This is a genomic window from Lentzea sp. NPDC058450 (assembly GCF_042721395.1).
Classification (GTDB): domain Bacteria; phylum Actinomycetota; class Actinomycetes; order Mycobacteriales; family Pseudonocardiaceae; genus Lentzea.
The window spans coordinates 1-23,209 of record NZ_JBHXLO010000003.1 but is presented as its reverse complement, the minus strand read 5'-3'; the positions used below and the strand labels follow the sequence as shown (position 1 = coordinate 23,209).

Annotated in this window: 27 protein-coding genes, 1 tRNA gene and 1 pseudogene; 10 read left to right on the top strand and 19 right to left on the bottom strand. The window is 69.4% G+C overall.

Annotated elements, in window-relative coordinates; all coding sequences use genetic code 11:
• The first annotated feature begins 25 nt into the window (after positions 1-25).
• Both ACFWNN_RS06410 and ACFWNN_RS06405 read left to right on the top strand, forming a co-directional pair.
• Positions 26-649 carry a TetR/AcrR family transcriptional regulator gene (locus ACFWNN_RS06410; RefSeq protein WP_382438830.1) on the top strand — a complete coding sequence of 208 codons (624 nt, stop codon included), beginning with the start codon at positions 26-28 and terminating at the stop codon, positions 647-649.
• Positions 646-2,196 carry an MDR family MFS transporter gene (locus tag ACFWNN_RS06405; protein ID WP_382438829.1) on the top strand — a complete coding sequence of 517 codons (1,551 nt, stop codon included), beginning with the start codon at positions 646-648 and terminating at the stop codon, positions 2,194-2,196. The genes ACFWNN_RS06410 and ACFWNN_RS06405 overlap by 4 nt, the downstream gene beginning before the upstream one ends.
• Before the next feature lie 6 nt (positions 2,197-2,202).
• Here the strand turns inward: ACFWNN_RS06405 and ACFWNN_RS06400 are convergent, their stop codons facing one another.
• Positions 2,203-2,679: a hypothetical protein gene (locus ACFWNN_RS06400; protein ID WP_382438828.1), complete on the bottom strand. Its 477-nt coding sequence runs from the start codon at positions 2,677-2,679 to the stop codon at positions 2,203-2,205.
• 87 nt (positions 2,680-2,766) lie between these two features.
• Here ACFWNN_RS06400 and ACFWNN_RS06395 point away from each other — a divergent pair, with 87 nt between their 5' ends.
• The 3 genes from ACFWNN_RS06395 to ACFWNN_RS06385 are packed head-to-tail and all read left to right on the top strand — an operon-like array spanning position 2,767 to position 5,464.
• Positions 2,767-3,975, top strand: a complete 1,209-nt coding sequence (locus ACFWNN_RS06395; protein WP_382438827.1) for a serine hydrolase domain-containing protein — start codon at positions 2,767-2,769, stop codon at positions 3,973-3,975.
• A complete protein-coding gene (locus ACFWNN_RS06390) occupies positions 3,963-4,835 on the top strand; it encodes a sensor histidine kinase (RefSeq protein WP_382438826.1) in 873 nt (290 codons plus the stop codon). Before ACFWNN_RS06395 ends, ACFWNN_RS06390 begins: the two co-directional genes overlap by 13 nt.
• The gene (locus ACFWNN_RS06385; RefSeq protein WP_382438825.1) at positions 4,832-5,464 is read left to right on the top strand and encodes a response regulator; all 633 of its coding nucleotides are present in this window, start codon (positions 4,832-4,834) and stop codon (positions 5,462-5,464) included. Before ACFWNN_RS06390 ends, ACFWNN_RS06385 begins: the two co-directional genes overlap by 4 nt.
• Here the strand turns inward: ACFWNN_RS06385 and ACFWNN_RS06380 are convergent.
• From ACFWNN_RS06380 to ACFWNN_RS06330, 11 genes are all read right to left on the bottom strand, one after another.
• A complete protein-coding gene (locus ACFWNN_RS06380; RefSeq protein ID WP_382438824.1) occupies positions 5,461-6,906 on the bottom strand; it encodes an aldehyde dehydrogenase family protein in 1,446 nt (481 codons plus the stop codon). The genes ACFWNN_RS06385 and ACFWNN_RS06380 overlap by 4 nt on opposite strands.
• A gap of 29 nt (positions 6,907-6,935) precedes the next feature.
• Positions 6,936-7,697 (bottom strand): IclR family transcriptional regulator, encoded by a 762-nt coding sequence (locus ACFWNN_RS06375; protein WP_382438823.1) that lies wholly within the window; start codon positions 7,695-7,697, stop codon positions 6,936-6,938.
• Positions 7,698-7,894: 197 nt separating this feature from the next.
• On the bottom strand, positions 7,895-8,086 hold the full coding sequence (locus ACFWNN_RS06370; RefSeq protein ID WP_285643237.1) for a DUF1918 domain-containing protein: 192 nt from the start codon (positions 8,084-8,086) through the stop codon (positions 7,895-7,897).
• Between the two features lie 83 nt (positions 8,087-8,169).
• On the bottom strand, positions 8,170-8,517 hold the full coding sequence (locus ACFWNN_RS06365; protein WP_382438822.1) for a hypothetical protein: 348 nt from the start codon (positions 8,515-8,517) through the stop codon (positions 8,170-8,172).
• 44 nt (positions 8,518-8,561) lie between these two features.
• Entirely contained in the window at positions 8,562-9,533 is a 972-nt protein-coding gene (locus ACFWNN_RS06360) for an ATP-binding cassette domain-containing protein (RefSeq protein ID WP_382438821.1), read from the bottom strand.
• Positions 9,530-10,327, bottom strand: coding sequence for an ABC transporter permease (locus tag ACFWNN_RS06355; RefSeq protein WP_382438820.1), 798 nt, complete (start codon positions 10,325-10,327; stop codon positions 9,530-9,532). The genes ACFWNN_RS06360 and ACFWNN_RS06355 overlap by 4 nt, the downstream gene beginning before the upstream one ends.
• On the bottom strand, positions 10,320-11,030 hold the full coding sequence (locus tag ACFWNN_RS06350) for an ABC transporter permease (protein WP_382438819.1): 711 nt from the start codon (positions 11,028-11,030) through the stop codon (positions 10,320-10,322). The genes ACFWNN_RS06355 and ACFWNN_RS06350 overlap by 8 nt, the downstream gene beginning before the upstream one ends.
• Positions 11,031-11,142: 112 nt before the next feature.
• Positions 11,143-12,519 carry a serine/threonine-protein kinase gene (locus tag ACFWNN_RS06345; protein ID WP_382438818.1) on the bottom strand — a complete coding sequence of 459 codons (1,377 nt, stop codon included), beginning with the start codon at positions 12,517-12,519 and terminating at the stop codon, positions 11,143-11,145.
• 38 nt (positions 12,520-12,557) lie between these two features.
• Positions 12,558-13,484: an esterase-like activity of phytase family protein gene (locus ACFWNN_RS06340; RefSeq protein WP_382438817.1), complete on the bottom strand. Its 927-nt coding sequence runs from the start codon at positions 13,482-13,484 to the stop codon at positions 12,558-12,560.
• 92 nt (positions 13,485-13,576) lie between these two features.
• A complete protein-coding gene (locus ACFWNN_RS06335) occupies positions 13,577-14,143 on the bottom strand; it encodes an HhH-GPD-type base excision DNA repair protein (protein ID WP_382438816.1) in 567 nt (188 codons plus the stop codon).
• A 55-nt stretch (positions 14,144-14,198) separates the two neighbouring features.
• Positions 14,199-15,314 carry a DnaJ domain-containing protein gene (locus ACFWNN_RS06330; RefSeq protein WP_382438815.1) on the bottom strand — a complete coding sequence of 372 codons (1,116 nt, stop codon included), beginning with the start codon at positions 15,312-15,314 and terminating at the stop codon, positions 14,199-14,201.
• A 105-nt stretch (positions 15,315-15,419) separates the two neighbouring features.
• On the opposite strand from ACFWNN_RS06330, the gene ACFWNN_RS06325 reads away from it, so the two are divergent.
• From ACFWNN_RS06325 to ACFWNN_RS06315, 3 genes and pseudogenes are all read left to right on the top strand, one after another.
• Positions 15,420-15,493, top strand: a tRNA-Pro gene (locus ACFWNN_RS06325).
• An 82-nt stretch (positions 15,494-15,575) separates the two neighbouring features.
• Positions 15,576-15,923 (top strand): annotated as a pseudogene (locus ACFWNN_RS06320) (MmcQ/YjbR family DNA-binding protein); the annotation flags it as partial.
• 43 nt (positions 15,924-15,966) lie between these two features.
• Entirely contained in the window at positions 15,967-16,227 is a 261-nt protein-coding gene (locus ACFWNN_RS06315; protein WP_382438814.1) for a Prokaryotic metallothionein, read from the top strand.
• Between the two features lie 7 nt (positions 16,228-16,234).
• On the opposite strand, the gene ACFWNN_RS06310 is transcribed toward ACFWNN_RS06315, so the two are convergent.
• A complete protein-coding gene (locus tag ACFWNN_RS06310) occupies positions 16,235-16,849 on the bottom strand; it encodes a TetR/AcrR family transcriptional regulator (RefSeq protein ID WP_382438813.1) in 615 nt (204 codons plus the stop codon).
• 60 nt (positions 16,850-16,909) lie between these two features.
• Here ACFWNN_RS06310 and ACFWNN_RS06305 point away from each other — a divergent pair, with 60 nt between their 5' ends.
• On the top strand, positions 16,910-17,245 hold the full coding sequence (locus ACFWNN_RS06305; protein WP_382438812.1) for a nitroreductase/quinone reductase family protein: 336 nt from the start codon (positions 16,910-16,912) through the stop codon (positions 17,243-17,245).
• A gap of 5 nt (positions 17,246-17,250) precedes the next feature.
• On the opposite strand, the gene ACFWNN_RS06300 is transcribed toward ACFWNN_RS06305, so the two are convergent.
• Genes ACFWNN_RS06300 through ACFWNN_RS06290 form a run of 3 tightly spaced genes read right to left on the bottom strand, consistent with a single transcriptional unit; the run spans position 17,251 to position 19,348 of the window.
• A complete protein-coding gene (locus ACFWNN_RS06300) occupies positions 17,251-17,832 on the bottom strand; it encodes an ABC transporter permease (protein WP_382438811.1) in 582 nt (193 codons plus the stop codon).
• Positions 17,829-18,302, bottom strand: a complete 474-nt coding sequence (locus ACFWNN_RS06295; protein WP_382438810.1) for a TetR/AcrR family transcriptional regulator — start codon at positions 18,300-18,302, stop codon at positions 17,829-17,831. The genes ACFWNN_RS06300 and ACFWNN_RS06295 overlap by 4 nt, the downstream gene beginning before the upstream one ends.
• A complete protein-coding gene (locus tag ACFWNN_RS06290) occupies positions 18,299-19,348 on the bottom strand; it encodes a medium chain dehydrogenase/reductase family protein (RefSeq protein WP_382438809.1) in 1,050 nt (349 codons plus the stop codon). The genes ACFWNN_RS06295 and ACFWNN_RS06290 overlap by 4 nt, the downstream gene beginning before the upstream one ends.
• Positions 19,349-19,454: 106 nt before the next feature.
• Between ACFWNN_RS06290 and ACFWNN_RS06285 the strand changes: the two genes are divergently transcribed.
• Positions 19,455-20,081: a TetR/AcrR family transcriptional regulator gene (locus ACFWNN_RS06285; RefSeq protein ID WP_382438808.1), complete on the top strand. Its 627-nt coding sequence runs from the start codon at positions 19,455-19,457 to the stop codon at positions 20,079-20,081.
• On the opposite strand, the gene ACFWNN_RS06280 is transcribed toward ACFWNN_RS06285, so the two are convergent.
• The 3 genes from ACFWNN_RS06280 to ACFWNN_RS06270 are packed head-to-tail and all read right to left on the bottom strand — an operon-like array spanning position 20,082 to position 23,027.
• Positions 20,082-21,026, bottom strand: a complete 945-nt coding sequence (locus ACFWNN_RS06280; RefSeq protein ID WP_382438807.1) for a ribose-phosphate diphosphokinase — start codon at positions 21,024-21,026, stop codon at positions 20,082-20,084.
• Between the two features lie 10 nt (positions 21,027-21,036).
• The gene (locus tag ACFWNN_RS06275; RefSeq protein ID WP_382438806.1) at positions 21,037-21,519 is read right to left on the bottom strand and encodes a hypothetical protein; all 483 of its coding nucleotides are present in this window, start codon (positions 21,517-21,519) and stop codon (positions 21,037-21,039) included.
• On the bottom strand, positions 21,516-23,027 hold the full coding sequence (locus ACFWNN_RS06270; RefSeq protein WP_382438805.1) for a PHP domain-containing protein: 1,512 nt from the start codon (positions 23,025-23,027) through the stop codon (positions 21,516-21,518). Before ACFWNN_RS06270 ends, ACFWNN_RS06275 begins: the two co-directional genes overlap by 4 nt.
• Between the last annotated feature and the right edge of the window lie 182 nt (positions 23,028-23,209).

Sequence of the window (23,209 nt, the reverse complement as noted above, 5' to 3'; positions counted from 1 at the left end):
CAAAAAGGTCCGTACGCTGATCCTCGTGAACCAGCCGGGGGAGAGCCTGCGCGACCGCAAGAAGCGACGGACGCGTGCCGCGCTCGAGCGGGCGACCGTGCGTCTCGCCGCCGAGAGGGGCTACGACCACGTCACCGTGGAGGAGATCGCCGCCGAGGCCGACGTGTCGGTGCGGACGTTCTTCAACTACTTCGCGAGCAAGGACGAGGCGCTCATCGGCGCGGACCCCGAGGCGGGCCCGCGGATGGCCGAGCGCATCACGTCGGCCGCGGACGAGGTCCCGCCGTTCGAGGCGTACCGGTCGTCGGTGCTCGCCGAGATCACCGAGGAGCTGAACAACGCACGCGACCTGTGGCTGCTGCGCAAGGAAGTCCTGATGCAGCGGCCGGACCTGCTGGTCCGCGCGTTCGCCAACAGCGCCGAGTCCGAACAGCTGCTCAGCGCGGCCGTCGCCGCACGGGCCGGGCTTCCCGAGTCCGACCTGTACCCGCGGCTGATCGTGCACGCGGGCAGTGCCGCGTTCCGCTGTGCGGTGACGCGCTGGGCCCACGACGACAGCCTCTCGCTGGGGGCTCTCGTCGCGGAGGCGCTCGACCTGTTCGGCTCCGGGCTGGCTCACGTACCGAGTCGTACCCAAGGGGGATCATGAGCACCGAAGCAGAAGTGACACCGGTTCACAGCAAACGCGAGGTCGTCCAGGCCTTGTGGGGCCTGATGATGGGCATGTTCGTGGCCATCCTCGCCGGCACCGTCGTGTCGAACGCGCTGCCGCGCATCGTCGCCGAGCTGCAGGGCTCGCAGTCGGTGTTCGCGTGGATCGTCACGACCGAGCTGCTCGCGATGACCGCGACCGTGCCGTTGTGGGGCAAGCTCGCCGACCTCTACAGCCGCAAGCTGCTGATCCAGGCGTCGCTGAGCCTGTTCGTCGTCGGCTCGCTGATCGCGGGCTTCTCGCAGAACATCGAGATGCTTATCGTCAGCCGCGTCGTGCAGGGTCTCGGCGCCGGTGGCGTCACGGCCCTCGCGACGATCGTGATGGCCGCCATGATCCCGCCGCGTGAGCTGGGCAAGTACTCGGGCATGTTCGGCGCCGTCTTCGGCGTCGGCACGGTCGCGGGCCCGCTGATCGGCGGCGTCCTGGTCGACACCTCGTGGCTCGGCTGGCGCTGGTGCTTCTTCATCGGCATCCCGTTCACCCTGGCCGCGATCTACATGCTCCAGCGCACCCTGCACCTCCCGGTCGTGCGCAAGGAGGAGACGAAGATCGACTACCTGGGCGCGTTCCTCATCGTGTCCGGTGTGTCGACGCTGCTGATCTGGTCGTCGTTGGCCGGCCAGAAGTTCGAGTGGGCCTCGGGCTGGACCGCGGGTCTCGTGTCGCTGGGCGTGCTGCTGCTGGTCGCCGCCGTGCGCGTCGAGGCCACCGCGCACGACCCGATCGTGCCGCTGTCGATCTTCCGCAACCGCACGGTGGCGCTGACCACCATCGCCAGCGCCCTGGTCGGTGTGGCGATGTTCGGCGGCACGGTGTTCCTGTCGCAGTACTTCCAGCTCTCGCTGGGCAAGACGCCCACCCAGGCCGGCCTGCTCGGCCTGCCGCTGATCTTCGGCCTGCTGATCTCGTCCACCGTGGCCGGTCAGCTGATCACGAAGTTCGGCAAGTGGAAGGCGTTCCTGGTCTCCGGCGGCGTCTTCATGGTCGGCGGCCTGCTGCTGCTGTCCACGATCACCGCCCAGACCACGGTGTTCGTGGTGTCCGTGCACATGTTCGTGCTCGGCGTCGGCGTCGGCCTGATGATGCAGAACCTCGTGCTGGCCGCGCAGAACGACGTGCCGGCCAAGGACCTCGGCGCCACGACCTCGACGCTGACGTTCTTCCGCTCACTGGGTGGCGCGATCGGCGTCTCGGCGCTGGGTGCCGTGCTGGCCAACAAGGTCTCGTCGCTCGCCGCCGAGAAGTTCGGCGACATGGGCGGAGGGGCCACCGGGCACCAGGTGCCGGACCTGTCCGTGCTGCCTCCCGAGATCAGGGCCGTGATCGCCGACATCTACGCGACGGCGACCGCGGAGATCTTCCTGGTGGGCGCGCCGATCGCGGTGCTCGCGCTGCTCGCGGTGGTGTTCATCAAGGAGAAGCCGCTCAAGGAGACGAGCGGTGACGACCGGCTGGCGGCGGAGATGGCCGCGGGCCACTAGGTTCGCTCAGAGTTCGGGGACCCGGTCGTTCGCGGCCGGGTCCCTGCCGTTTTCCAGGCGGAAGACGTACGCGCGGAGGTCGGCTTCGAGGTCGCCCGCGAGGTAGGCGAGGAAGTCGCGTCCGCCCGCCGCCGCGTCGAGCGTCTGGCCGGACGCCTCGGCCGACCACTCCGCGATCAGCCCGGTGACGTGTTCGACGACCTCGTCCCTGCCGTGCCACCAGGCGCGGACGGCCTCCGGTGTCCACCGTTCGTCGCCGTCGTAGGCGTAACCGTCGAACGGGTCCTGCTCGGCCGCCTCCCGGACTGCGTGGATCTCGTCCGGGGTCCTGGGCTGCCGGTAGATGAACTCGTTGTAGTACTCGCCGCCGTACAGGACGTGCCGCGGCGCGTGCAGCCTGCCGGTCCAGCAGTTGTCGGTCATCCCCGTGTAGAAGGGGCCCGGCACGTTCAGCCAGTGCTTGTCCGCCCACCTGTCGGTCACGCCGTCCATGATCCCTGACTTTCGTCGGGGGTCGGCCCTGTCCTTCGGGTCGGGTTTCGCGGCGCGCGCGTCCCTACCTTCAGTCGCATGATCTCCTGGGGTGCAGCGCTCACGCTGCTGGTGACCACGTACATGGGCGAGGCCTCGATTCCGGGCATGGCCGTCGCCGTCACGAAGGACGACCAGATCGTCTCCGTGCAGGGCTACGGCCACGACTCGACCGGCGCGCCGATCACCGGCAGGTCCAAGATGGCCATCGCGTCGGTCAGCAAGTCCTTCACTGCGCTGGCCGTGCGGCAGCTCGCCGACGAGGGCAGGCTCGACCTCGACCGCCCGGTGTTCGACTCCCGCGTCGCGCCACGACAGCTGCTCGCGCACAAGTCCGGCATCAGCGACCGGACGCTGAAGGAGAAGAGTCTCCCGCAGCCGAACAGCCCGGCCGAGGCCGTGGAACGGGCGAAGGAGGTGCTTCAGAACGCCGTGCCCGACGACCAGTTCCGTTACACCAACACGAACTACCACCTGCTCGCCCGCGTTGTCGAGGAGGCGTCGGGCGAGAACTTCAACGCCTACCTGAAGAAGCACGTCTTCGACCCGCTCGGCATGCGCGACACGACCGCGATCGACGTGACGCCGCGCGACCTGCCGCCGGACTACCCCAAAGGCTTCGGCTACGCCTACGGGGTCGACGTCCCGCTGACCGAACCCGACCGGTTCGTCACGGGCTCCGACGGCGTGATCACCACGGGCGACGACATGGCGAAGTGGCTCGCGGCGCAACCGAGGCTCCAGCCGCGGGACGGCATGGGCTGGGAGGCCGACGACCAGGGACGGTTGCGGCACAACGGGATCTGGTTCACCGGCACGGCGGGGCAGCTGCTCACGCAGGACGGCCACGGCATCGCGGTGTTGTCGAACAGCGGGCTGACGCTCGGCAACGACGGCACCTACCTGCTGGAGAACGCGATCGCGGACGTCGTCGCCGGCCGGACGCCGCCGGAGCCCGAGTCGTACCGGCTGCTGGTCGACCTGGTGCTGGCCGCGCTCGTACTCCTGTCGATCGGCCTCAACGTCCGGGCGTTGCGCAGGCCGCGCAGGTTCCACAAGGCGTGGCAGGTGTTGCGGTTCGTGCCGGTCGTCGTGTTGCTGACGTTGCCGGCGCTCATCGGCGTGTTGTACGGCGGGCGCGACATCACGTTCTTCCAACTGATGCACTACTCGCTGCCGCTTGTGGTGTGGTTGGGAGTGTCGAGCGTGATGAACCTGAGCGTGGCGGTGGTGCGGTGGAGGCGGTGAGGACGGCGGCGCTCGCCGCGTGCGTGGCGGCCGTGGTCGCGACCTCGTTCGCGATGGACGACGGCGTGCCACCGTGGACGGCCGCGGTGTGGGTGCCGTCGTTCGCGATCTCGTTCCTGCTCGGGCGCCGCATGACGTCGCACTGGCCGGCGCTGGTGTTCGCGGGCGGGGTCGTCGGCGGGGTGACCGGGCTCGTGCTGGTCGGGGTGGCGGTGGCCGTGCCGTGGTTCCTCGGGCGGGTCGCACGGCAGCAGGCCGTGCTGGCGAGGACCGAGGTCGAGGCCGCTCACCTGCGGGAACGCACCCGCATCGCGCACGAGGCGCACGACTCGCTCGGCCACGAGCTCAGCCTGCTCGCGTTGCAGGCGGGCGCGCTGGAGATGACGCTGCCCGCCGAGCACCAGCGGGCGGCGGCCCAGCTCCGCGAGACCGCGGCGAACGCCACCGAACGCCTGGCGGCACTGGTGTTCCTGCTCCGCGACGGCGAACCACCCGCGCTGACGACCCTGCGCGACCTCGTCGACCGCGCGACCGGAGCAGGCATGCGCGTCGAGTTCACCGCGGCCGGCGAGACACCCTCCACAGTGGAGCGGACCGTGCACCGGATCGTCCAGGAAGGACTGACGAACGCGGCGAAACACGCGCCAGGAGCGGAAGTCCGGATCAGGGTCACGTCGGCGGAGGGCAGCACGGTCGTGGAGATCGGCAACGACACCGGCGGGCGCAGGGGAGCGGGCAGCAGGCTCGGCCTCGTGGCGTTGCGCGAACGGGTGCGGATCGCGGGCGGTACGCTCCGGACCAGCAGGCACGACGGCAGGTTCGAGCTGACCGCGACCGTGCCGCACACGGGGGAGCTGTGATCCGGGTTCTGCTCGCGGACGACGAGGCGATGGTGCGTGCCGGCGTGCGCGCCATCCTCGGTGCCGACCCCGCCGTCGAGGTCGTCGCCGAGGCGGAGGACGGGCGCGAGGCCGTGGAGAAGGCCCTCAAGCACCGCCCCGACGTGACGTTGCTCGACGTCCGCATGCCCCGCCTCGACGGCCTGGACGCGGCGAAGGAGCTCGCGGCGCTGGGCTTCGCGGTGGCGATCCTGACGACGTTCAACGACGACGGCTACCTGGAACGAGCGCTCGACGGCGGCGCGAAGGGGTTCCTGCTGAAGTCGGGCGACCCGCGCGAACTGATCGCGGGCGTGCACGCGCTGGCGTCCGGAGGCGCCTACCTCGCCCCGAAGGTGGCGGCGCGGATGATCGCCGGCTTCCGCGGCGGCCGGACCAGCCAGGCCCGCACCCGGGTGGAGTCGTTGACCGCACGGGAACGCGACGTGCTGAAGCTCCTCGGCCAGGGCCTGTCGAACGCGCAGATCGCGCGGCGCCTGGACCTGGTCGAGGGCACGGTGAAGGGGCACGTGAGCGCGATCCTGAGCCGCCTGGGCGCGGAGAACCGGGTCCAGGCGGCCATCGTCGCCCACGAGGCAGGTCTCGCCTAGAACGGGAAGTGGCCGTGCTCGCTCGCCACGGTCACCCACCGCGTCGCCGAGAACGCCTCCAGGCCCCACCGGCCGCCGAACCTGCCGTACCCGCTCGACTTCACCCCGCCGAACGGCGCCTGCGGCTCGTCGTCCACCGTCTGGTTGCCGACGTGCACGATGCCGGTCCGGATCCGTTGCGCCAGGCCGAGTCCACGCCGTGAGTCCTCGGTCATGATCCCCGCCGTGAGCCCGTGCTCGGTGTCGTTGGCGATCGCCACGGCCTCGTCGTCGTCGGCCACCGGCACGACGACCACGGCCGGTCCGAAGATCTCGTCGTGGAACACCCGCATCGCGGTCGTGACCTCGTCCAGCACCGTCGCGCCACCGTCACCGCCGGCCCGCACCCGAGCCCCGGCGGCCACCGCCTCCTCCACCAGCGCGGCGACCCGGGACGCGGCGCGCGGGTTGATCACCGGCCCGATCACGGTGCCGGCGTCGGCGGGATCGCCGTGAGGCAACGACGACACCTTGGCCGCGAGCTTCGCCGTGAACTCCTCGGCCACCGACCGATGCACCAGGATGCGGTCGGTCGACATGCAGATCTGCCCGGCGTTGTGGAACGCCCCGAACGTCGCCGCGTCCACCGCGTGGTCGAGGTCGGCGTCGTCCAGCACCAGCAACGAGTTCTTGCCGCCGAGCTCCAGCACGGCGGGCTTGAGGTGTTGTGCCGCCAGCGTTCCGACGATCCGCCCGACCTCGGTCGACCCGGTGAAGTTCACCGCCCGCACCCTCGGGTCCGTGATCAACGCCTTCGCCACCTCGGCGGCGTCGGCGGGCGCGTTCGTCACGACGTTGAGCACACCCGCGGGCAGCCCGGCCTCGTGCAGGACGTCCGCGATGAACAGCCCGGCCGCGATCGGCGCGTCCTCACTGGGCTTGAGCACCACGGTGTTCCCGGCGGCCAGCGGCGCCGCGACGGCGCGCGTGCTGAGGATGACCGGCGCGTTCCAGGGCGCGAACGCCGCCACGACCCCGAGCGGTTCCCGGAGCGCCAGCGACAGCTGTCCGGGCACCTCGGTCGTGAGGACCTCGCCGACGGGCTGGGTCACGGCGGCGGCCGCCTCGCGCAGGATGTTGGCCGCCAGCATCACGTTGAACCCGGCCCAGCCGCCGACACCACCGACCTCGGCGGCCATCAGCGCGACGACCTCGGCCGTCCGCGCCTCCAGCCCGTCGGCCGCGCGCAGCAGGATGCCGCGTTTCACCGACGGCGAGGTCGCGGCCCAGCCGTCGAAGGCCGCCTGCGCCGCGTCGACGGCCCGCGTGACGTCGGCGGGACCACCCGCGGCGACGACGGCGTGGACCTCGCCGGTGAAGGGGTTGAGGTCGTCGGTGGTGCGGCCGTCCAGCGCGGGAACGCTGTCGCCGCCGATGAAGAGCTCACGAGTGTCGCTTGCCACAGCCCGGATTCAAGCGGCCCGGCGGGTGCTCAGCCAACCCCAGCTTCCGGTGGATGGAAACTGGGCTCCAGCATCCGGGCGATGCCGCGGGACGCCACCTGCAGGGCCGCGACCAGCCGGGCCCGCACGTTGCGCAGGTCCGGCACCACGATCCCGAGGGCCGCCACGACGTGCCCCTCGACTTCGACGGGCACCGCCACGCTGCACGCCCCGAGCGTCATCTCCTCGAACGTCTGCGCGTACCCGTCCCGCCGGATCCGGTGCAGCTGCGCGCGCATCCGCCCCGGTTCCGTGACCGTGAACGCCGTGATGCGCGTCAGGCCGTGCGCGAGCACCTCCTCCTGCACCTCCGCCGGGGCGTGCGCGAGCAACACCTTCCCGACCCCGGTGGAGTGCAACGGCAACCGGCTGCCGGTCGTGCTCACGATCGGCACCGACGCGTGCCCCGACACCCGGTCGAGGTACAGCACCTGGGCCCCTTCCCGCACGGCCAGGTGCACCACCGCCCGCGTGGCGGCGTGGATGTCGTGCAGGAACGGCTCCGCGACCCGGCTGAGGTCCACCTCGCCCGCCGCGAGCAGCCCGAGCCGCCAGATCCGCCGCCCGATCACGTACTCGCCGGAGTCCAGCCGCCGCACCGCACCCCACTCGGTGAGCTCGGCCAGCAGCCGGTGCGTGGTGCTGATGGGCAGGCCGCAGCGCCGCGCGATACCGCTCAGGGTCTGGCGGCGGTGCCTGCTGTCGAACGTGCCGAGCAGCGACAGCAGCTTCGAGGAGACAGTGGCGGCCATCCCGCTGATTCTGCACGGTCGGGTCCCGGCGGGCCCAGGTCGTGTCCTGCAAGTCCGTCGGGCGGCAGTAGCGGCCGAGGGCCCCGGAGACAGCACCGCCGCCATGCCCGAATACGCCCGGTATGAGGGTATGGCGGCGGCACTGCCTCCGGGTCTCTCGCCCGCGCCTGTCACCTGACAAACTTGCCGGACACGGCCTAAACCGTCCCCCGCGGCTCGACGACGCAGTCGGGCCCCGGGAACACCAACCCTTCGTGCCCGTCGTTGAAGCGGACGAGATAGGGCGGGTGCCCGTCGTTCCCGCGGACTTCGAGGATCTCGCCGAGGCGCTCCTCGAGTCCGATGGAACGGCTGTGGACGTGGAGCCTGTCACCCACTGTTGCTTGCATGGGCTGCGACACCTCCGGTGTGCGGCTTGAGGTAGGCCTAAAGCCTAGGCCGACGCCGGAGGTGCGCAACAGGGCTCAAGTGCTCATCCGCCGCAGGCCGAGGAGACCTTCGCGACGAGGTCGGCCTTCTGCTGCACCCAGTCCGCCGCGGAGCTGACGTTCTGCATGCCGTTCGCGGCCTCTTCGAGCGCCTTCTTCACCTGCTCGTCCGGCGCGGAGCCCGCGAGGGTCTCCAGCTCCTTCGCCTTGGCCTGAGTCTCCTCCAGAGCCTTCTGGGGGTCGCTCATGTCCGGCGAGAAGCCCACGAGCTGGATCGCGTCGGCGCACAGCTTCACCTTGTCCGCGGTGTCGCTGACGCCCTGGATCGTGTCGCAGGCCGTGAGGCTGCCCAACGCGAGGGCAGCCGCTGCCAGCGTTCCAACAAGGCGCATTCGCTCTCCTATGCCCGATGTGTCCGGTTTCGTTGTATACAACTCTACCGAGTAACTGGTTGATCGGTTTGGCGTTGGTAGAGCTTGCGGATGACGTCGTCGATTTCCGGCTCCACGACGGCGAGGTCGTGGACCTCCACCTGCCGCACCACCTGGGTGATCAACTGGGCCGCCGTCGTCTCCGCTCTCCTGAACGTGAGGTGGTGGCGCAGCCCGTTGGCTTCGCTGCGCACCGCCGTTACTCCTGGGACGTCTGGCGCGGGTCCGGGTTCCCTCAGGTCGATGACCAGCTCTCTTTCCGGGGTGACCTCGGCCCGCAGCTCGTCGAGCGGTCCGTCGGCGAGCACCCGGCCGTGGTCGATCACCATCAGCCGCGGGCAGAGGCGTTCGATGTCGTCCAGGTCGTGCGTGGTGAGCAGCAACGTCGTGCCGCGGCGGGTGTTGAGGTCCGCGAGGAACTCCCGCAGGCGTTCCTTCGACTCCAGGTCCAGGCCGATCGTCGGCTCGTCCAGCACCAGGAGGTCCGGCGCGTGCAACAACGCTGCCGTGATCTCGCCGCGCATCCGTTGCCCCAGCGAGAGCTGACGCACCGGGGTGATCAGAAGCTCCTGCAGGCCAAGGAGTTCGACGCACTCGTCGAGCCGCTTGCGGTAGTCCTGCGCGGAGACCCGGTAGATGGACCTGAGCAGGTCGAAGCTGTCCTGCAGCGGCAGGTCCCACCAGAGCTGGCTGCGCTGGCCGAACACGACACCGATGCGTTTGGCGAGGTCTCGTCGCTGGCGGGACGGATCGACGCCGTGCACCTCAATGTGTCCGCTGCTCGGCACCAGAATCCCGGTCAGCATCTTGATCGTCGTCGACTTGCCGGCGCCGTTCGGCCCGACGTACCCGACGGCCTCGCCCGCCTGCACGTCGAACGTGACGCCGTCGACCGCGGTGACCGTCTTGTAGTTGCGCCGCAGGCCTTTCGACGTGGCGACCTTGAACTCCCTGCGGAGCTCCCTGACCTCGATCATGATCCCGTCCCCCGGTAGTGCCTGACCGCGAACCGCCACACCAGCGCGGCGACCCCTGCCGCCAGCGCCGCGACGAGCGGTGATGTCCAGCCGACCCAGCCCGGCAGGCCGATCGGGTCCTGCCTGTCGAGCAACGCGAGGCTCGGGTAGTACGCGACGAACGCCCCCGGCACCACGAACGCCATCAGCCAGCGCAGCGGCCGGGAGTAGACGTTGATCGGGTACGACGTGAAGGCGTTGCTGCCGTAGGTGACCGCGTTGGCGAACTCGCGGCCTTCGACGATCCAGAAGCAGATCGAGCAGGCCACCACCCACACCGCGCTGTAGATGACCGCGCCCGCGATCGGGGTGACCACCGTCAGCAGCACCTTGGCGGGCGACCACGCGACGTCGACGTGCATGAGCGCGTAGACCATCACCGCGAGCGCACCGGTGATGCGCCCGATCCTGCGCAGCCTGATGTCGGAGCACATGATCTGCGGCAACAGCCGGAGAGGCCGCATCAGCAGCACGTCGAAGCTGCCGGTGCGGATGTAGGTCGGCAGGTGGTCGAGCTGCCCCGCGAAGAGGTCCGCGACGCCGAAAGCCGCCCCCGCGAACGCGTACATCAGCAGCACCTCGTTCTGCGAGAAGCCGCCGAGCGCGTCGATCCGGGTGAAGAGGATCAGGATGACGATCAGCTCGTAGCCCTGCGCCAGCACCTGCGTGAAGAAGTCCATCGCGAACGACGCGCGGTACGACATCTGGCTCTTGAGGCGCGCGCCGATCAGCCTGGAGTAGACGAACTCAGCCACCCTGCAGCACCACCTTCCGCACCGCGCGCTGCAGCGTGAAGTGGCCGATCGCGATGATCACCACGGCCCAGAACGCCTGCAGGCCGAGGATCTTCAGCGGATCGCCGTGCCCGAGGAACACGTCGATCGGAGCCTGCAGCACCGCCGGGAACGGCGTCAGCCAGAGGATCTCGCGCGCCCAGTCGGGGAAGAACGCGATGGGCACCGTCAGGCCGCACAGCAGGCCGGACGAGATGTTCCAGAACCCGTACAGCCCCCGGTTGTCGAGCAGCCAGAACGAGCTGATGTCGATGAGGAACCGGAAGCCGAAGCTGATCACCAGCGCGACGAGCGCGCTGAGGCCGAACAACGGCCACTGGGCCGCGTTCTGCGGGAACTGGAACGGGAACAACAGCATGCCGAACACCATCGGCGGAGCGAGGCGCGTGAGGAACGCGTACCCGCCCCGCCCGACGTCCTCCGCGAGAAGGGCGCCTTGCAGATTCCACGGCCTGTACAGATCTACTACTACGTCACCGGATCGCACTCGCTCGGCGAGCTCGTTGGTTCCCCACAACAGGACGAACCCGAGCAGCCCCTGCCCGATCCAGACGTACGTGTTGGCGGCAGCGACGTCGTAGTCGGCGATCTCGCCGTTGGCCGCCTTGAGAGCGGCGACGAGAACGGCGACCCGCAGCAGGCCGAAGACCACGTTCGTGGTCATTCCGGCCAGCATCGCTTGTCGGTAGGTCGAATACCTTCGGAAGCCGGCAATGATCAAATCGGCGTGAACACGCACGTCGGTCTACGTTAGCGACCGTCGCAAGTGGATATTTTCAGCTCCCGAACGCGCTGGTGACGACCTCCCCGGCCTCCGGCTGCGACGCGAGGCAGAGGAAGTAGTTGCGGCTGCCGTCCTTGAACCCGACCGCGCTCATCTCCCAGCCGGTCGTGTCGACGGTCGGCCGCGAGTTGGCCTTCATCACCTTGGCCGTGCAGACGTCCTTCAGCTCGGGCGACGCCATCAGCTCGTCCGAGTCGACCGCCGGGATCTCGCCGGAGAGCCAGCCGCCCGCGAACGCCTCCCAGTAGTGCAGGTCGGAGCAGCTGGCGACCTTCCGCGCGACCGCGGGCATGCCACCGATGTTCGTGATGCCGCGGAAGCAGGTCGACGTCTCGATGCAGAACCCGGAGTCGCACTTCTTGAGGTACGGCGGGATGTCCTCCGCGCCACCCTGCTGCGTCGTCGACGGCCCGGCACCCTGCGCGTTCGTCTTCTGGTCCCCGCCGAAGGGGTTCCACACGACGAAGCCCACGACCAGCGCGACCACTACAGCGGCCGCGCCCACGACCAGCGGCCACGCCTTGCGCTTCGGAGGCTGCGGCACCGGCACGGTCGGCATCCGCATCGGGTCGATCAGCTCGTCCCGCAGCTGCGCGGCGCTGGGCGTGCGCAGGTTGGCGTCCGGGTGCAGAGCCCTGGCCAGCGCCTCGTGCAACGCGGCCGGCACCCCCGGCACCGCGGGCACGGGCCGGCGCAGGATCTCGCCGAGCTGGTCGAACGACGTGATCGGCCACGGCACCGGCCGCGGCGGCTTGCCCGCGAGCAACGTGTAGAGCGTGGCGGCGAGGCTGTACACGTCGGCCTGCGGCGTCGGCTCGGCCATCGCGAACGCCTCGGGCGGCGCGTAGCTGGGGCTCAGGGCGTCCCGCGTGACCGTGCTGCCGCCCTGCGCGTCGAGCAACGCCGCGAGCCCGAAGTCCGCGAGCTTCGGCGTCCCGTACCGGTCGACGAGGATGTTGCCGGGCTTGATGTCCCGGTGCAGCACACCCGCCTGGTGCGCCGCGGCCAGCGCGTCCGCGAGCTTGATGCCGAGGTCCCGCACCTGGTCCGGGTGCAACGGCCCTTGGTTGTCGAGCTGGTCGGCGAGCGACCCGCCCGTGCACAGCTCCATGACGATGTACGGCGTGCCCTGCTGGGTGATGTTCGCGTCGTGCACCCCGACGACGTGCGGATGTCCCGACAACTTGGCCGCGGCCTGCGCCTCCCGCAGGAACCGGCGCCGGTCCCGTTCGTCGACGAGGACGCGGTTGTCGATCTTCACGGCCACGTCGCGCCCGAGCTGCGCCTGGTGGGCGGTGTACACCGTGGCGAACCCGCCCGCCCCCAGCGGTCTCAGTGCGGTCAGGCCGGGAATGTGGGGTGCGGTCACGCGCGGCAGCTTAGTTCCGCACCCCGACAGTTTTCCGCCTAGGCCGTGCAGTTCAGCGAGCCGGTGTGCAGGGCGTGACTCTTGGTGTTGTCGTCGTCCGACCAGAGCACCGTCTTCTTGCCGTTGACGCAGGTAGGCGCGATGGCAAAGCCTTCGAGGTTCACGTTCGGCAGCTTGGCCGGCCGGTCATAGGTGGCCTTGAGCGCGAACCGCCCCTGAACGATCGCGAGTGTCGTGGCGCGCCCACTGCAGTTGTCGTCGCAACTCGCCCACAACCGGTCCTTCTCCCACTCCAGGTCCATGACCTGCTTCTGCCCGCTGGCGAACTTGGCGACCAGCTTCGCGCCGGTGTCCTGGAGCGCGTAGAGGAAGATCCCGCCCGTGGCCTCCAACCCGACCGCGATGAGCCCCGTCCCGTGGTTGGGGTGGTCGGCGGGATTGTAGAGCTTGCCGGCGTCGTCCTTGAACCCCTGCGCCGTGAGGAACGAGTCGGGAATCCACGAGATCCCCTCGGGCCCCTCGTTGGGGTCCACCGAAGGCATCCCGGGCAGCTTCCACTCTGCCGCGGCGTTGCTGCCGGTCCCGAACTTGAGCACCATCGGTGAACTGACGTCCCCGTTGTCGTTGTCCCGCTCGGTGACGACGAACAGCCCGTCCGGCGTGCTCACCACACCCTCGGCGTCCGGGTCGCCCTTGCCGTTCTTGAACTTCAACGACCGCTTGGACTCGACCTTCCAGGTACTCCCGCTGGGCACGAGCCGGTACAGCGTCGACGGCCCGTTCTTCACCGCCCACACGACCTGGTCGCTCTCGAACGACAACCCGCTGAGGTTCTTGCCGAACACGTTCGACCCGTCAGCCGTCTGCGTGGCCGACCCGCCAGGCCACGCCGTGGCAGCGTCAGCACTGCCGACCATGAGCGCGACTGCGAGAACCGTGAAGACACCGATCGCCTTGATGCGCAACGGAAACGCCCCTTCTCTCCCGAAGCGCTCAAGATCGCACTCCGGCCGGTCAGGCGGCGTTCGTCCAGTGGACCAGACGATGAACTCTCAGGCTACTTCTTGGCCGCGGCCTTGGCGGCCTTCTTGAAGTCGCGGACCTCCAGCAACGACTTCGAATCGCGCACGTCAGCCACGCTACGTCGGCTTCCTTCGTCCCCGTAGCTGCCGGCGGCCGTCCGCCACCCCTCCGGAGTGACGTCGAACTGCTTGCCCAAAAGGGCGAGGAAGATCTTGGCCTTCTGCTCCCCGAACCCGGGCAACGCCTTGAGCCGCTTGAACACCACAGCCCCGTCCCCGTCGGCCCAGATCCGCGTGACGTCCCCGTCGTACGTCTCGACCACGAACTGCGACAACGCCTGCACCCGCTTGGCCATGCTGCCGGGGAACCGGTGCACGGCGGGCGGCGTGGCCATGACGGTGGCGAAGGCCTCGGGGTCGGCCTCGGCGATGCGGTGCACGTCCAGCCCGCCCATGCGGTCGGCGAGGACCTTGGGGCCGGAGAAGGCCTTCTCCATGGGAATCTGCTGGTCCAGCAGCATTCCGGTCAGCAGGGCGAACATGTCCGACGCGAGGAGTGCGTCCGCGTCGGGGTTCTGCGCGAGGCACACCGTGCGGGTCATGGCGGCAATCCTGACACGCGGCGCCGACCGGCACGAATTCTGGCTGGACGGGCTCTCAGGCCCCCGCCACGCGCACCTCGGACACCACCTGGCGCACCAGCACGCGCAACGCCTCGCGGTCCACGGTGGCCGGGTCGTCGGCCAGCCAGTCGCCCATCTCGTCCACGAACTGCTCGGGCGTCATCGGCGGCACCTCGTAGTCGAGGTCGTCGTCGCAGGTGACCTCGCCGGCGCGGCTCGGGTAGACGATCACGGCGCCGCGGATCTCCAGCCACGGCAGGAGTTCGGCGAAGCGTTCGACGCTGTCGAGCAGGGAGGACGAGCCGCCGCGGAACGGGTGGCCGTTGCGCCACAGTTCGCCGTCCTCGTCGCAGTAGTAGTGGCCGGGGAGCCACGACTTCGACTCGATGAGGACCAGGCGGCGGCCGCACAGCAGGGCGTGGTCGACGTCGGTGAAGACCGAACCGGGCCAGGCGAGGCCGTGGAAGATGCGCACGCCCGGTAGTTGCGTCATGTACTCCGTGAGCAATCCGGCGGTCAGCCGTTCGCGTCTGTTTTCACCCGGACGGCCGAAGATTGTGTTCCCGTCGTACTCGCCTGCGAACGCCCGTTCGGCTCGGAAGACGGCGAGGTAGCGGCGCACCAGTCGGAACGCCCCGTAACCGGCGCCCGCGACGAGCGGTAGCCAGACGGCCAGCAGGAGTGGTGACAGGGGGAGCGTCAACGGGATGAGGAGGACGAACCACCCACCGATCGCGGCCGCCGCCGGGGCGTGTCCGAGGCCGGTGGCGGGGACGTAGCGGACCCGCGCGCCCAGGTCGATCCGGTTCCACCACTCCATCGAGCCGAGGTCGACGCGGGGGCGGGGTGCCATGTAGTTCGGGTCGTCGCCGAAGTCGCGCAGCCTGCCCGTGTGCCCTGTTCGACGAGGTCGCGGGCGTGCGGGTGGGCGGATGACCGTCGGCGCCGGGGCGGGCGGGCGGTCGTAGTCCGCTCGGCGGACCGGGTCCTTCAGCGTCTCGTAGGCCTCCTGGAGCAGGCGGAAGCTGCCAGACGTCCCACCCGCGTCGGGGTGCATGACCTTGGCGAGAGAGCGGTAGGCCGACTTGATCTCCGAGGCACTGGCGCCCCGGTTGACACCGAGCAACTCGTAGTAGTCGATCCCTGGCACGACACCGTCCAGTTCGAGGTTGGTCCGTGAACCTTATTGGGTCCAACACTTTCGCAGGGCATACGGCCCGGACTTCCCCGACTAGTGTGAAGGTGCGGTGGCGAAGGGGCCTGTAGCGCAGTGGTTGACGCGCCCTCCGGGACGGAGGGAGAACGCCGGTTCGAATCCGGCCGGTCCCGCTCAGAACTTCCGCTCCCGCATTCCCTCGAAACGTCCTTTGTGGACGGTGCGCGAACGCGCGACGAGGCGCAGGATGGCCACGTGGAAGCACTCGAGAACCTGCGGCGCCTCTGTCTCGCACTGCCCGAGGTGACCGAACGCCTGAGTCACGGCGAACCCACGTGGTTCATCCGCGACAAGAAGACCTTCGTGACGCTGTCCGACCACCACCACGACGACCGCGTCGGGTTCTGGTGCGCGGCAGGCGAAGGCGTCCAGGAGACCCTCGTCGACCAGGACCCGGAGCGGTACTTCCGCCCGCCCTACGTCGGTCATCGCGGCTGGCTCGGCGTGTACCTGGACGTGCCGCCGAACTGGGACGTCATCGCGGACCTCGTCGAGGACGCCTATCGGGTGATCGCCCCGAAGACGCTGGTCGCGCGACTCGACGCTCGAGTTGCCGACCCGGCTGACCTGCCGCAGTCTTCCGCGCATGGCGACCTGTGGCGTCTGTGGCAACGAGTACTGGATGGCCTTCGAGGTGCGCACCGTCGGCGGCGGCGTGCACACGTTCGACAGCTTCGAGTGCGCGATCCAACGGCTCGCGCCGCGCTGCGAACACTGCGACTGCCGCGTGATCGGGCACGGCGTGGAGGTGGAGGGCAAGTTCTTCTGCTGCGCCCACTGCGCGCGCATGGGCTCGGCGGACCTCGGCGCGATGATCCGCGACACCGTCGGCGCGCATCCCGGCTAGGCCGAGGTCAGGTCAGCACCAGGTCCAGGCTGAGCGGCACGGGCGGCGGCAGAACGTCCGTGCCACTCCGGAACGACTCCAGCAGGTACGCGACGAGCCGTCGTGAAGCGGCCATCGCGACCTCCACTGGCACGCCGGAAAGCCCGCCATTGGCCAGAAGCACCAGCGTCAGGTCGTGTGGCGAGAAGTCCGCACGCAGCTGCCCGCTGTCCTTCGCCCGTTGCACCAACGCGCCGAAGTCGTCCCACGTGCGGTCACGCACCTCGGAGTGCAGTTCGGGGAACGACGCCGTGAACGCTGCGGTGAACCCACGGTCAGACGCCTGCAACAAACACACCTTCTCGATCACGGTGCTGAAGCCGCGCCACGGGTCAGGGTCCCGCAACGCGTCGTCGATCACGGCCTGGCACACCGCGAACTGCTCCGCGAAGGCCTCCATGACCAGCGCTTCCTTGGTGGGGAAGCGACGGTACAAGGTCGCGACGCCGACTCCGGCGCGGCGGGCGATCGCGGCCATCGGTACCTCCAGGCCGCGTTCGGCGAACAGGTCGCGGGCGACGGTCAGCACGCGCGCCCGGTTCTCGCGGGCGTCGGCGCGCATCTGAGACGGTTCGGCGGTCACTTCTTCTCACTTCGGGCCAAGTGGAGGGGGTTCTCCACTTACGAGGCTACGGTCGGAACCATGAACTTCAAGAGCCCGATCGTGAACCGCGTCAACAAGCTGATCGTCGGCCTGCGCGACGCGCCGCTCGTCGGGAAGCTCGTGCGCAAGGGCATCACCGTCGTGTCGTACACGGGCCGCAAGTCGGGGCGCACCTTCACCACACCCGTTGGCTACCAACGCAAAGGTGACACCGTGAACATCCAGGTGATGATGCCGGACGCGAAGTCGTGGTGGCGCAACTTCAACGGCGAGGGCGGACCGCTCACGCTCGAACTCGATGGCACTCAACGGACCGGACACGCGACATCGCACCGTGACGACAAGGGCCGCGTCACGGTGCGAGTGCAGTTGTAAAAGCCTTACACGGCAAGGCGTCGACGCTCCAGGAACGCCGCCACGAGGTAGGCGCCGCCGCCCAGCACGGCCAGCACCCCGAAGAACCCGGCGCCGGGCACGAACAACGTCGCGGCGGCGACCAGCATCAGCCACGTGCCCAGGTTGTAGTGCAGGGCGTTGCCGCGGATCGCGCCCTCGGCGATGTAGATCAGGCCCACGACGATGGTCGAGCCGGCGGGCCACAGCACGGTCTGGAGTTCGGGCTGGTCGAACACGGTGCTCAGGCCCGTGACCGCTAACGCCAGCGCGGTGAATCCGGTCATCCAGGCCGTTCCCACGAGCTTCTCGGCTCGTCGTCGTGCCTCGGAGGCGACCTTCTGGGCCCGCAGCGACGCGGTCATGGCGAAGGCGGTGCCGACGACGAGACCGAACGCCAGCAACCCGATCGGCAGCCACGACGGCATGAGGACCAGGCCGGACTTCGACAGCAGCGCGGCGCCGTGGCCGAAGACGTAGGCGAACGCGAACCCCAGGTAGGCGGCGCGGTTGTCGACCTCGGCCGACGCGGAAGTGGCGACGGTGGCGGGCAGGGCGGTGACGTTCACGACGACTCCTGGCAGACGAGTGAGTGGATCAGGCGGGGTGCGATGACGGTGAACTGCGGCGAGCGGCGGATCGAGGCGCGCTGGTCGGCGAGGCCGTGCAGGCCCAGCCAGAACGTGAGTGCGCGGTCCGGGTCGGGAACGACCCTGCTGAACAGCCGTGACGCCGCGAAAGAAAGATCGGCCGCACCGAACATCACGCGGTAGCGGCGGGGGTGCAGGACGGCGAAGTCGAGATAGGCGAGGCCCGCGGTGTAGGCGTCGGACGCGCCGTGAACGGCGGCTTCGAGCTCGCGGAAGGCCTCGTGACACACGGCGAGCAAGATCGCCGGAGCGTCGGGGAACTGCTGGTAGATCGACGAAGTCGGCACCTGAGCCGCACGGGACACGGCCCGCAGCGTCACGGCGTGCTCGGAGTCGACCAGGGCGGTCGCCGCCGCCACGATCGCCTGGCGGCAGCCGGGCCCGCTCACGGCTCCGGGACGATGACGACCTTGCCCAGCACCGTGCGCGACTCGGCCAGCGCGAGCGCGGAACCCGCCTCGGACAACGGAATGCGCGCGGCGATCTGCGCGGTCAGCACACCGGACTTGACCAGCTGCAACACCTGCGTGAGGTCCTCGGCCAGGCGAGCACGGAACGAGGCGGGACGGAAGCGCTTGCCCGCCCAGAAGTTGTAGAAGCCCGCGCGCCTGCCGTTGGGCAGCAGGTTCCACAGCGCGAGCTGGCCGAACAGCTTGAGCACCGGCAGCATCGCGTTGCCCGGCTCGTCCTTCGTGGCCGCGGAACCGTAGTTGACCAGCGCGCCGCCGCGGCGCAGCAGCCGCCACGAGTCGTGCAGCGCGGGCCCGCCGACGTGGTCGAACACCGCGTCGACACCCTCCGGCGCCAGCTCGCGGATGCGGTCGTACATGTTCGGGTCGCGGTAGTCGACGGGGATCGCCCCGAGCTCACGCACCGCGTCGTGGTGACGAGCGGAGGCCGTGCCGATGACCTTGATGCCCGCGTGCCGCGCCAGCTGCACCAGCGTCGACCCGACGCCACCGTTCGCGCCGAGCACGACGATCGTGTCGCCGCGCTTGACCTTCGCGGTCCGGTACATCATCTGCCAGGCCGTGACGCCGTTGACGACGACGGTCTCGGCGGCGGCCGCGTCCACGCCGTCCGGCACCGGCACCAGGTCGGCGGCCTCGACGATCAGGTGGCTCGCCCACCCGCCGACCTTCGTGACCACGGCGAACCGGTGTCCGCGCAGGTCCCGGTCGACCCCGGCGCCGGTCCCGACGACCGTGCCGACCACGTCGTAGCCCGGCACGAACGGGAACGCGGGTTGGTCGAAGTACTTGCCGAGGCGCATCTGCTGCTCGGCGAACGAGACCCCCGTGGCGTCCATCCGCAGGACGACCTGTCCCGCACCCGGCGCGGGCAGCTCCCTGACCTGCACCTGCAGGCCGGCGGGCTCGACGACGCCCGGCAGGACGATCTCGGTGGCGCGGGTCTTGGCGGTCGTGGCGTTCATCTCTGGCTCCTCGGTTCCGGTTGTGCTTACGGACATAAGCTAACGCCCGTAAGTCTAAGAACGCAAGGCCTAACACCCATAAACTTTCAGGTGTATGGTTACGGCCGTGACGAACACGGAACCGCGCAGGCGCAACCGCAGGGGTGAGGGCGGCAAGCTGCGGGAAGAGATCATCGCGGCGGCCGTCGCGCTGCTGGACGAGGGCGGCGACGAACGCGCGGTCACCCTCCGCTCGGTCGCGCGCAAGGCGGGCATCGCGGCCCCGTCGATCTACCCGCACTTCGCCGACCAGCCGTCGATCATGCTGGCCGTCGTCCAGCAGGAGATGAGCGCGCTTACGGCCACGTTGCGTGAGGCAGACGAAACCGCACCGCACGGCGCGCGCGCACGGCTGTTCGCCGTCTGCAACGCGTACCTGGACTTCGCGCGCGAGCACCCGCAGCGCTACCGGATCATGTTCGGCGGCCTGTGGACCCCGTCGACCGAGGACACCTCGATCACCGACGCCGACCTCGACTCACTGGGCGTGGAGGCGTTCACGCTGCTGGTGGAGGTGCTCGGCGCGTGCATAGAAGAAGGCATCGCGCACGGCAGTGACGACCTCTACGGCGACGCCGTGGCGTTGTGGCTGGGCCTGCACGGCCTCGCGCACCAACGGGCCGTGGTGCGCAAGATGCCCGGACCTGCCGACGTCGGTGACCGGCTGATCAGGGCACTCGCGCACCTGAAGTAGTTACGGGGCTTCGAACAGGGTCGACACCGACTCGCCGACGTTGATCCGCCGCATCGCCTCGGCCATCGCCGGCGCGATCGACAGCACCTTCAGCTTCGGCACGGCCTTCTCGGCGGGGATCGGCACGGTGTTCGTGGCGACGATCTCCAGCACGTCGTCGAACGCCTGCAACCGGTCGAGCGCGCCGGACGAGAACAGCCCGTGCGTGCAGGCGACCCGGATCGACCCGGCCCCGCGCTCCCGCAGCTTGTCCAGCAGCTCGATCACCGTCGACCCCTTGGCGATCTCGTCGTCCAGCACGATCACGTCCCGTCCGGCCACGTCACCGATGACCGTCGAGATCTGCACCTTGTCGTCCGCGAACCGCTGTTTGGCGCCGGCCGCGACCGGCAGCCCGAGGATCCGCGCGAAGTGCGCGGCCTCCTTGGCGTTGCCGAGGTCCGGCGACACCACGACGGTGTTCGTCAGGTCGTACTGCGAGAAGTGCTCGGCCAGTTCGCGCAACGCGTGCAGGTGGTCGACCGGCACCGAGAAGAAGCCGTGCACCTGCGGCGAGTGCAACGTCATCGCGAGCACCCGCGACGCGCCCGCGGCCACCATCAGGTCGGCGACCAGGCGGCCGCCGATCGAGATCCGGGGCGCGTCCTTCTTGTCCGAACGCGCGTAGGCGTAATGCGGCAGAACAACGGTCGTGCGCGCGGCGGAGGCACCACGGGCAGCGTCCAGCATCAGCAGGAGTTCGACCAGGTGTTCCTGCACCGGCGGCACCAGTGGCTGGATCAGGAACACGTCCCGCTCGCGGCAGTTCGCCTGCAACTGCACTTCCAGGCAGTCGTTGGCGAACCGCGTCAAACGGCTGGGTGAGAGTTCGACGCCGAGGTGACCACAGATCTCGGCGGCGAGTGAGGGATGGGCAGAACCACTGAAGACAGCGATGTCACGCACCCCGCCGAACCTAGTCGACGACCAGCACCAACTTGCCGTCCTGGAAGAACGGCGTGAGGTTGCCGCGCGTGTCGACGGTGTGGGTTCCGCGCGGCAGCACGGCGTCTATGGCCGTGAACGCGAGGATGTCCGACACGCCGTGACGGCCGCGCAACGACCGTTGGCCCTGATACCTCAAAGCACGGCCCTCACGGCGGTACTGATGTGCCTCAGCAGCAGCGGAGGCGCCTACTCGAAGCGCCTCCGGACCTACCTGACGTGCTGATGAAGCACCGCGTACCGCGACGCCGAAACCCTGTGCGACCAGTGAGTTCACCACTGCGTCGGACGGGGGAACTGGCAGGAGGAAGGACATCGCGTAATGGCCCTCGACCTCGTGCACGACGACCGTTCGGGCCGTCGTCAGCACGGTGTCGTGCAGCTCGATCGCGATCTTCTCCGCTTCCCAGCGGTTCTCGTAGCCGGCGTCGATGCCGACGAAGGTGCTGGTCACCTGACCTCCACGAAGATCGGGTTGGTGTAGCACCACAGGTCCTCCCACGGGTTCGCGGCACCGGGTGCGTCCGCCTGCGGGTCGAACGTGCCGCGGTTGCCGTCGGTTCCGCGCAACCGGAGGAAAAATGGCTCCCGGACGTTGCGGAACGTGTGCGTGAAGACCGCATAGTGCCAGCGCGGCTCGTAGGATCGCTCGACCTTCACATGTGGCGTGGCCAACGTTTCAGATGATGATCGTCCGGTTACCGCGCCCTTGATGAGGTCCAAACGGCGCAACCTGGGGATGAATCCCGCGCTGTTGGGCCGGGTTGCGAGACGTGCCTTGACCAGCACGGTCACGTCCGAACCGCGCCGCACGCGCAGACGGCCGCCCATCGTCTCCGTTCCGCCGGATGCGTAAACGTCGAACTGGAGATCATCGACCAAACCGCCGTGCGACACCCACGCCCGTCCGGCCCGCAGACCCTCCATGACGGCGCCGCGCGTGCGTCGGGTCGCGCCGACGACGGTCCGCGAGAACTCGCACGGGAAGAAGTCGACGTACGGCGGCAACACCTGCGGCACGGCGCCGACGACCGGGTCGAGGTGCTTGCCCGTGAGGTCGAACTGGTCGCCGGGCTCCGGCACGCGGGCGATCGTGTCGCGGGAGTTGAAGTGAGAGTCCGAGTTCGACGTGATCCACCAGCCGAGGCCCTCGGCGAGCAGCGAGTCCCACACCCCGCCGACCTGCGCCGTCATCCAGTCGAAGCCGCCGTACGTCCGGTAGGCCTCGGGCGGGTAGGGCGCGTAGGAGTTCGAACCAGGGCTGTTCGCGTACCCGCCGCGATGGCCTCCGGGACCGCGCAACGGGTCGCCGTCGCCCTGCGCGCCGGGCGCACCCTCCATGCCGACAACGATGTCGGGTGCCAGGTCGCGCATGGTCCGCAGCTCGTGCGGCGCGACCCGGCCGTTGCGCATCGGGTGGTTCACGAACACCAGCGCGGACTTCATCGTGCCGTTGCGGATCTTGGTCTGGAGGAACCGGACGGCGTCGAGGGCCTTGCGCTCGTTGGCGGGGCTCGACGCCTCCTGGCCGTTCAGCCGCCAGTCGAACTGCCGCTCGAAGTCGCGCAGCACCCCGGCCTCGTCCCGGCAGTCCTCGAAGAACACCGTGGCGTGCTCGGCGCCGGGGACGTTCCACTCCATCCCGTGCCACAGCAGCAGCTGCGGGAACTTCTCGCGGGCCCGCCGAAGGTCGGCGGCGGTCGCCTCGACGGAGTGCGCCTCGTGCGACGCGTGCCCGTGGTCGGTCACCACGAGCCAGTCCGTGCCGTGCCGCAACGCACCGCGGATCTGCTGCTCGACGGTGTACATGCCGTCGTACGAGTACTGCGTGTGCGTGTGGTGGTCGCCGGAAAGCCACTGGTAGCGCCCATGTGAAGCCGATGCGGTCCCCGTGCCCAGTGCGCCGGCCACACCGAGCACGCCGGCTCCCTGCAGGAAGCGTCTGCGAGCTACTTCGGACACGGCTGACCTCCACGCACCGGATCGGGGTCCGTGGAGGTTAGAGCGATCGGATGAGCTGGAGATGGACGCCGGATGAACTAGTGGCGCGGCCCGAAACGCTGGCGGTGAATTCACGCTCAGCAGGGCACCTCGTGGCACCGCCCCCACGCCCCCGTACAACCAGTACGAGGACGTGGGGGCGG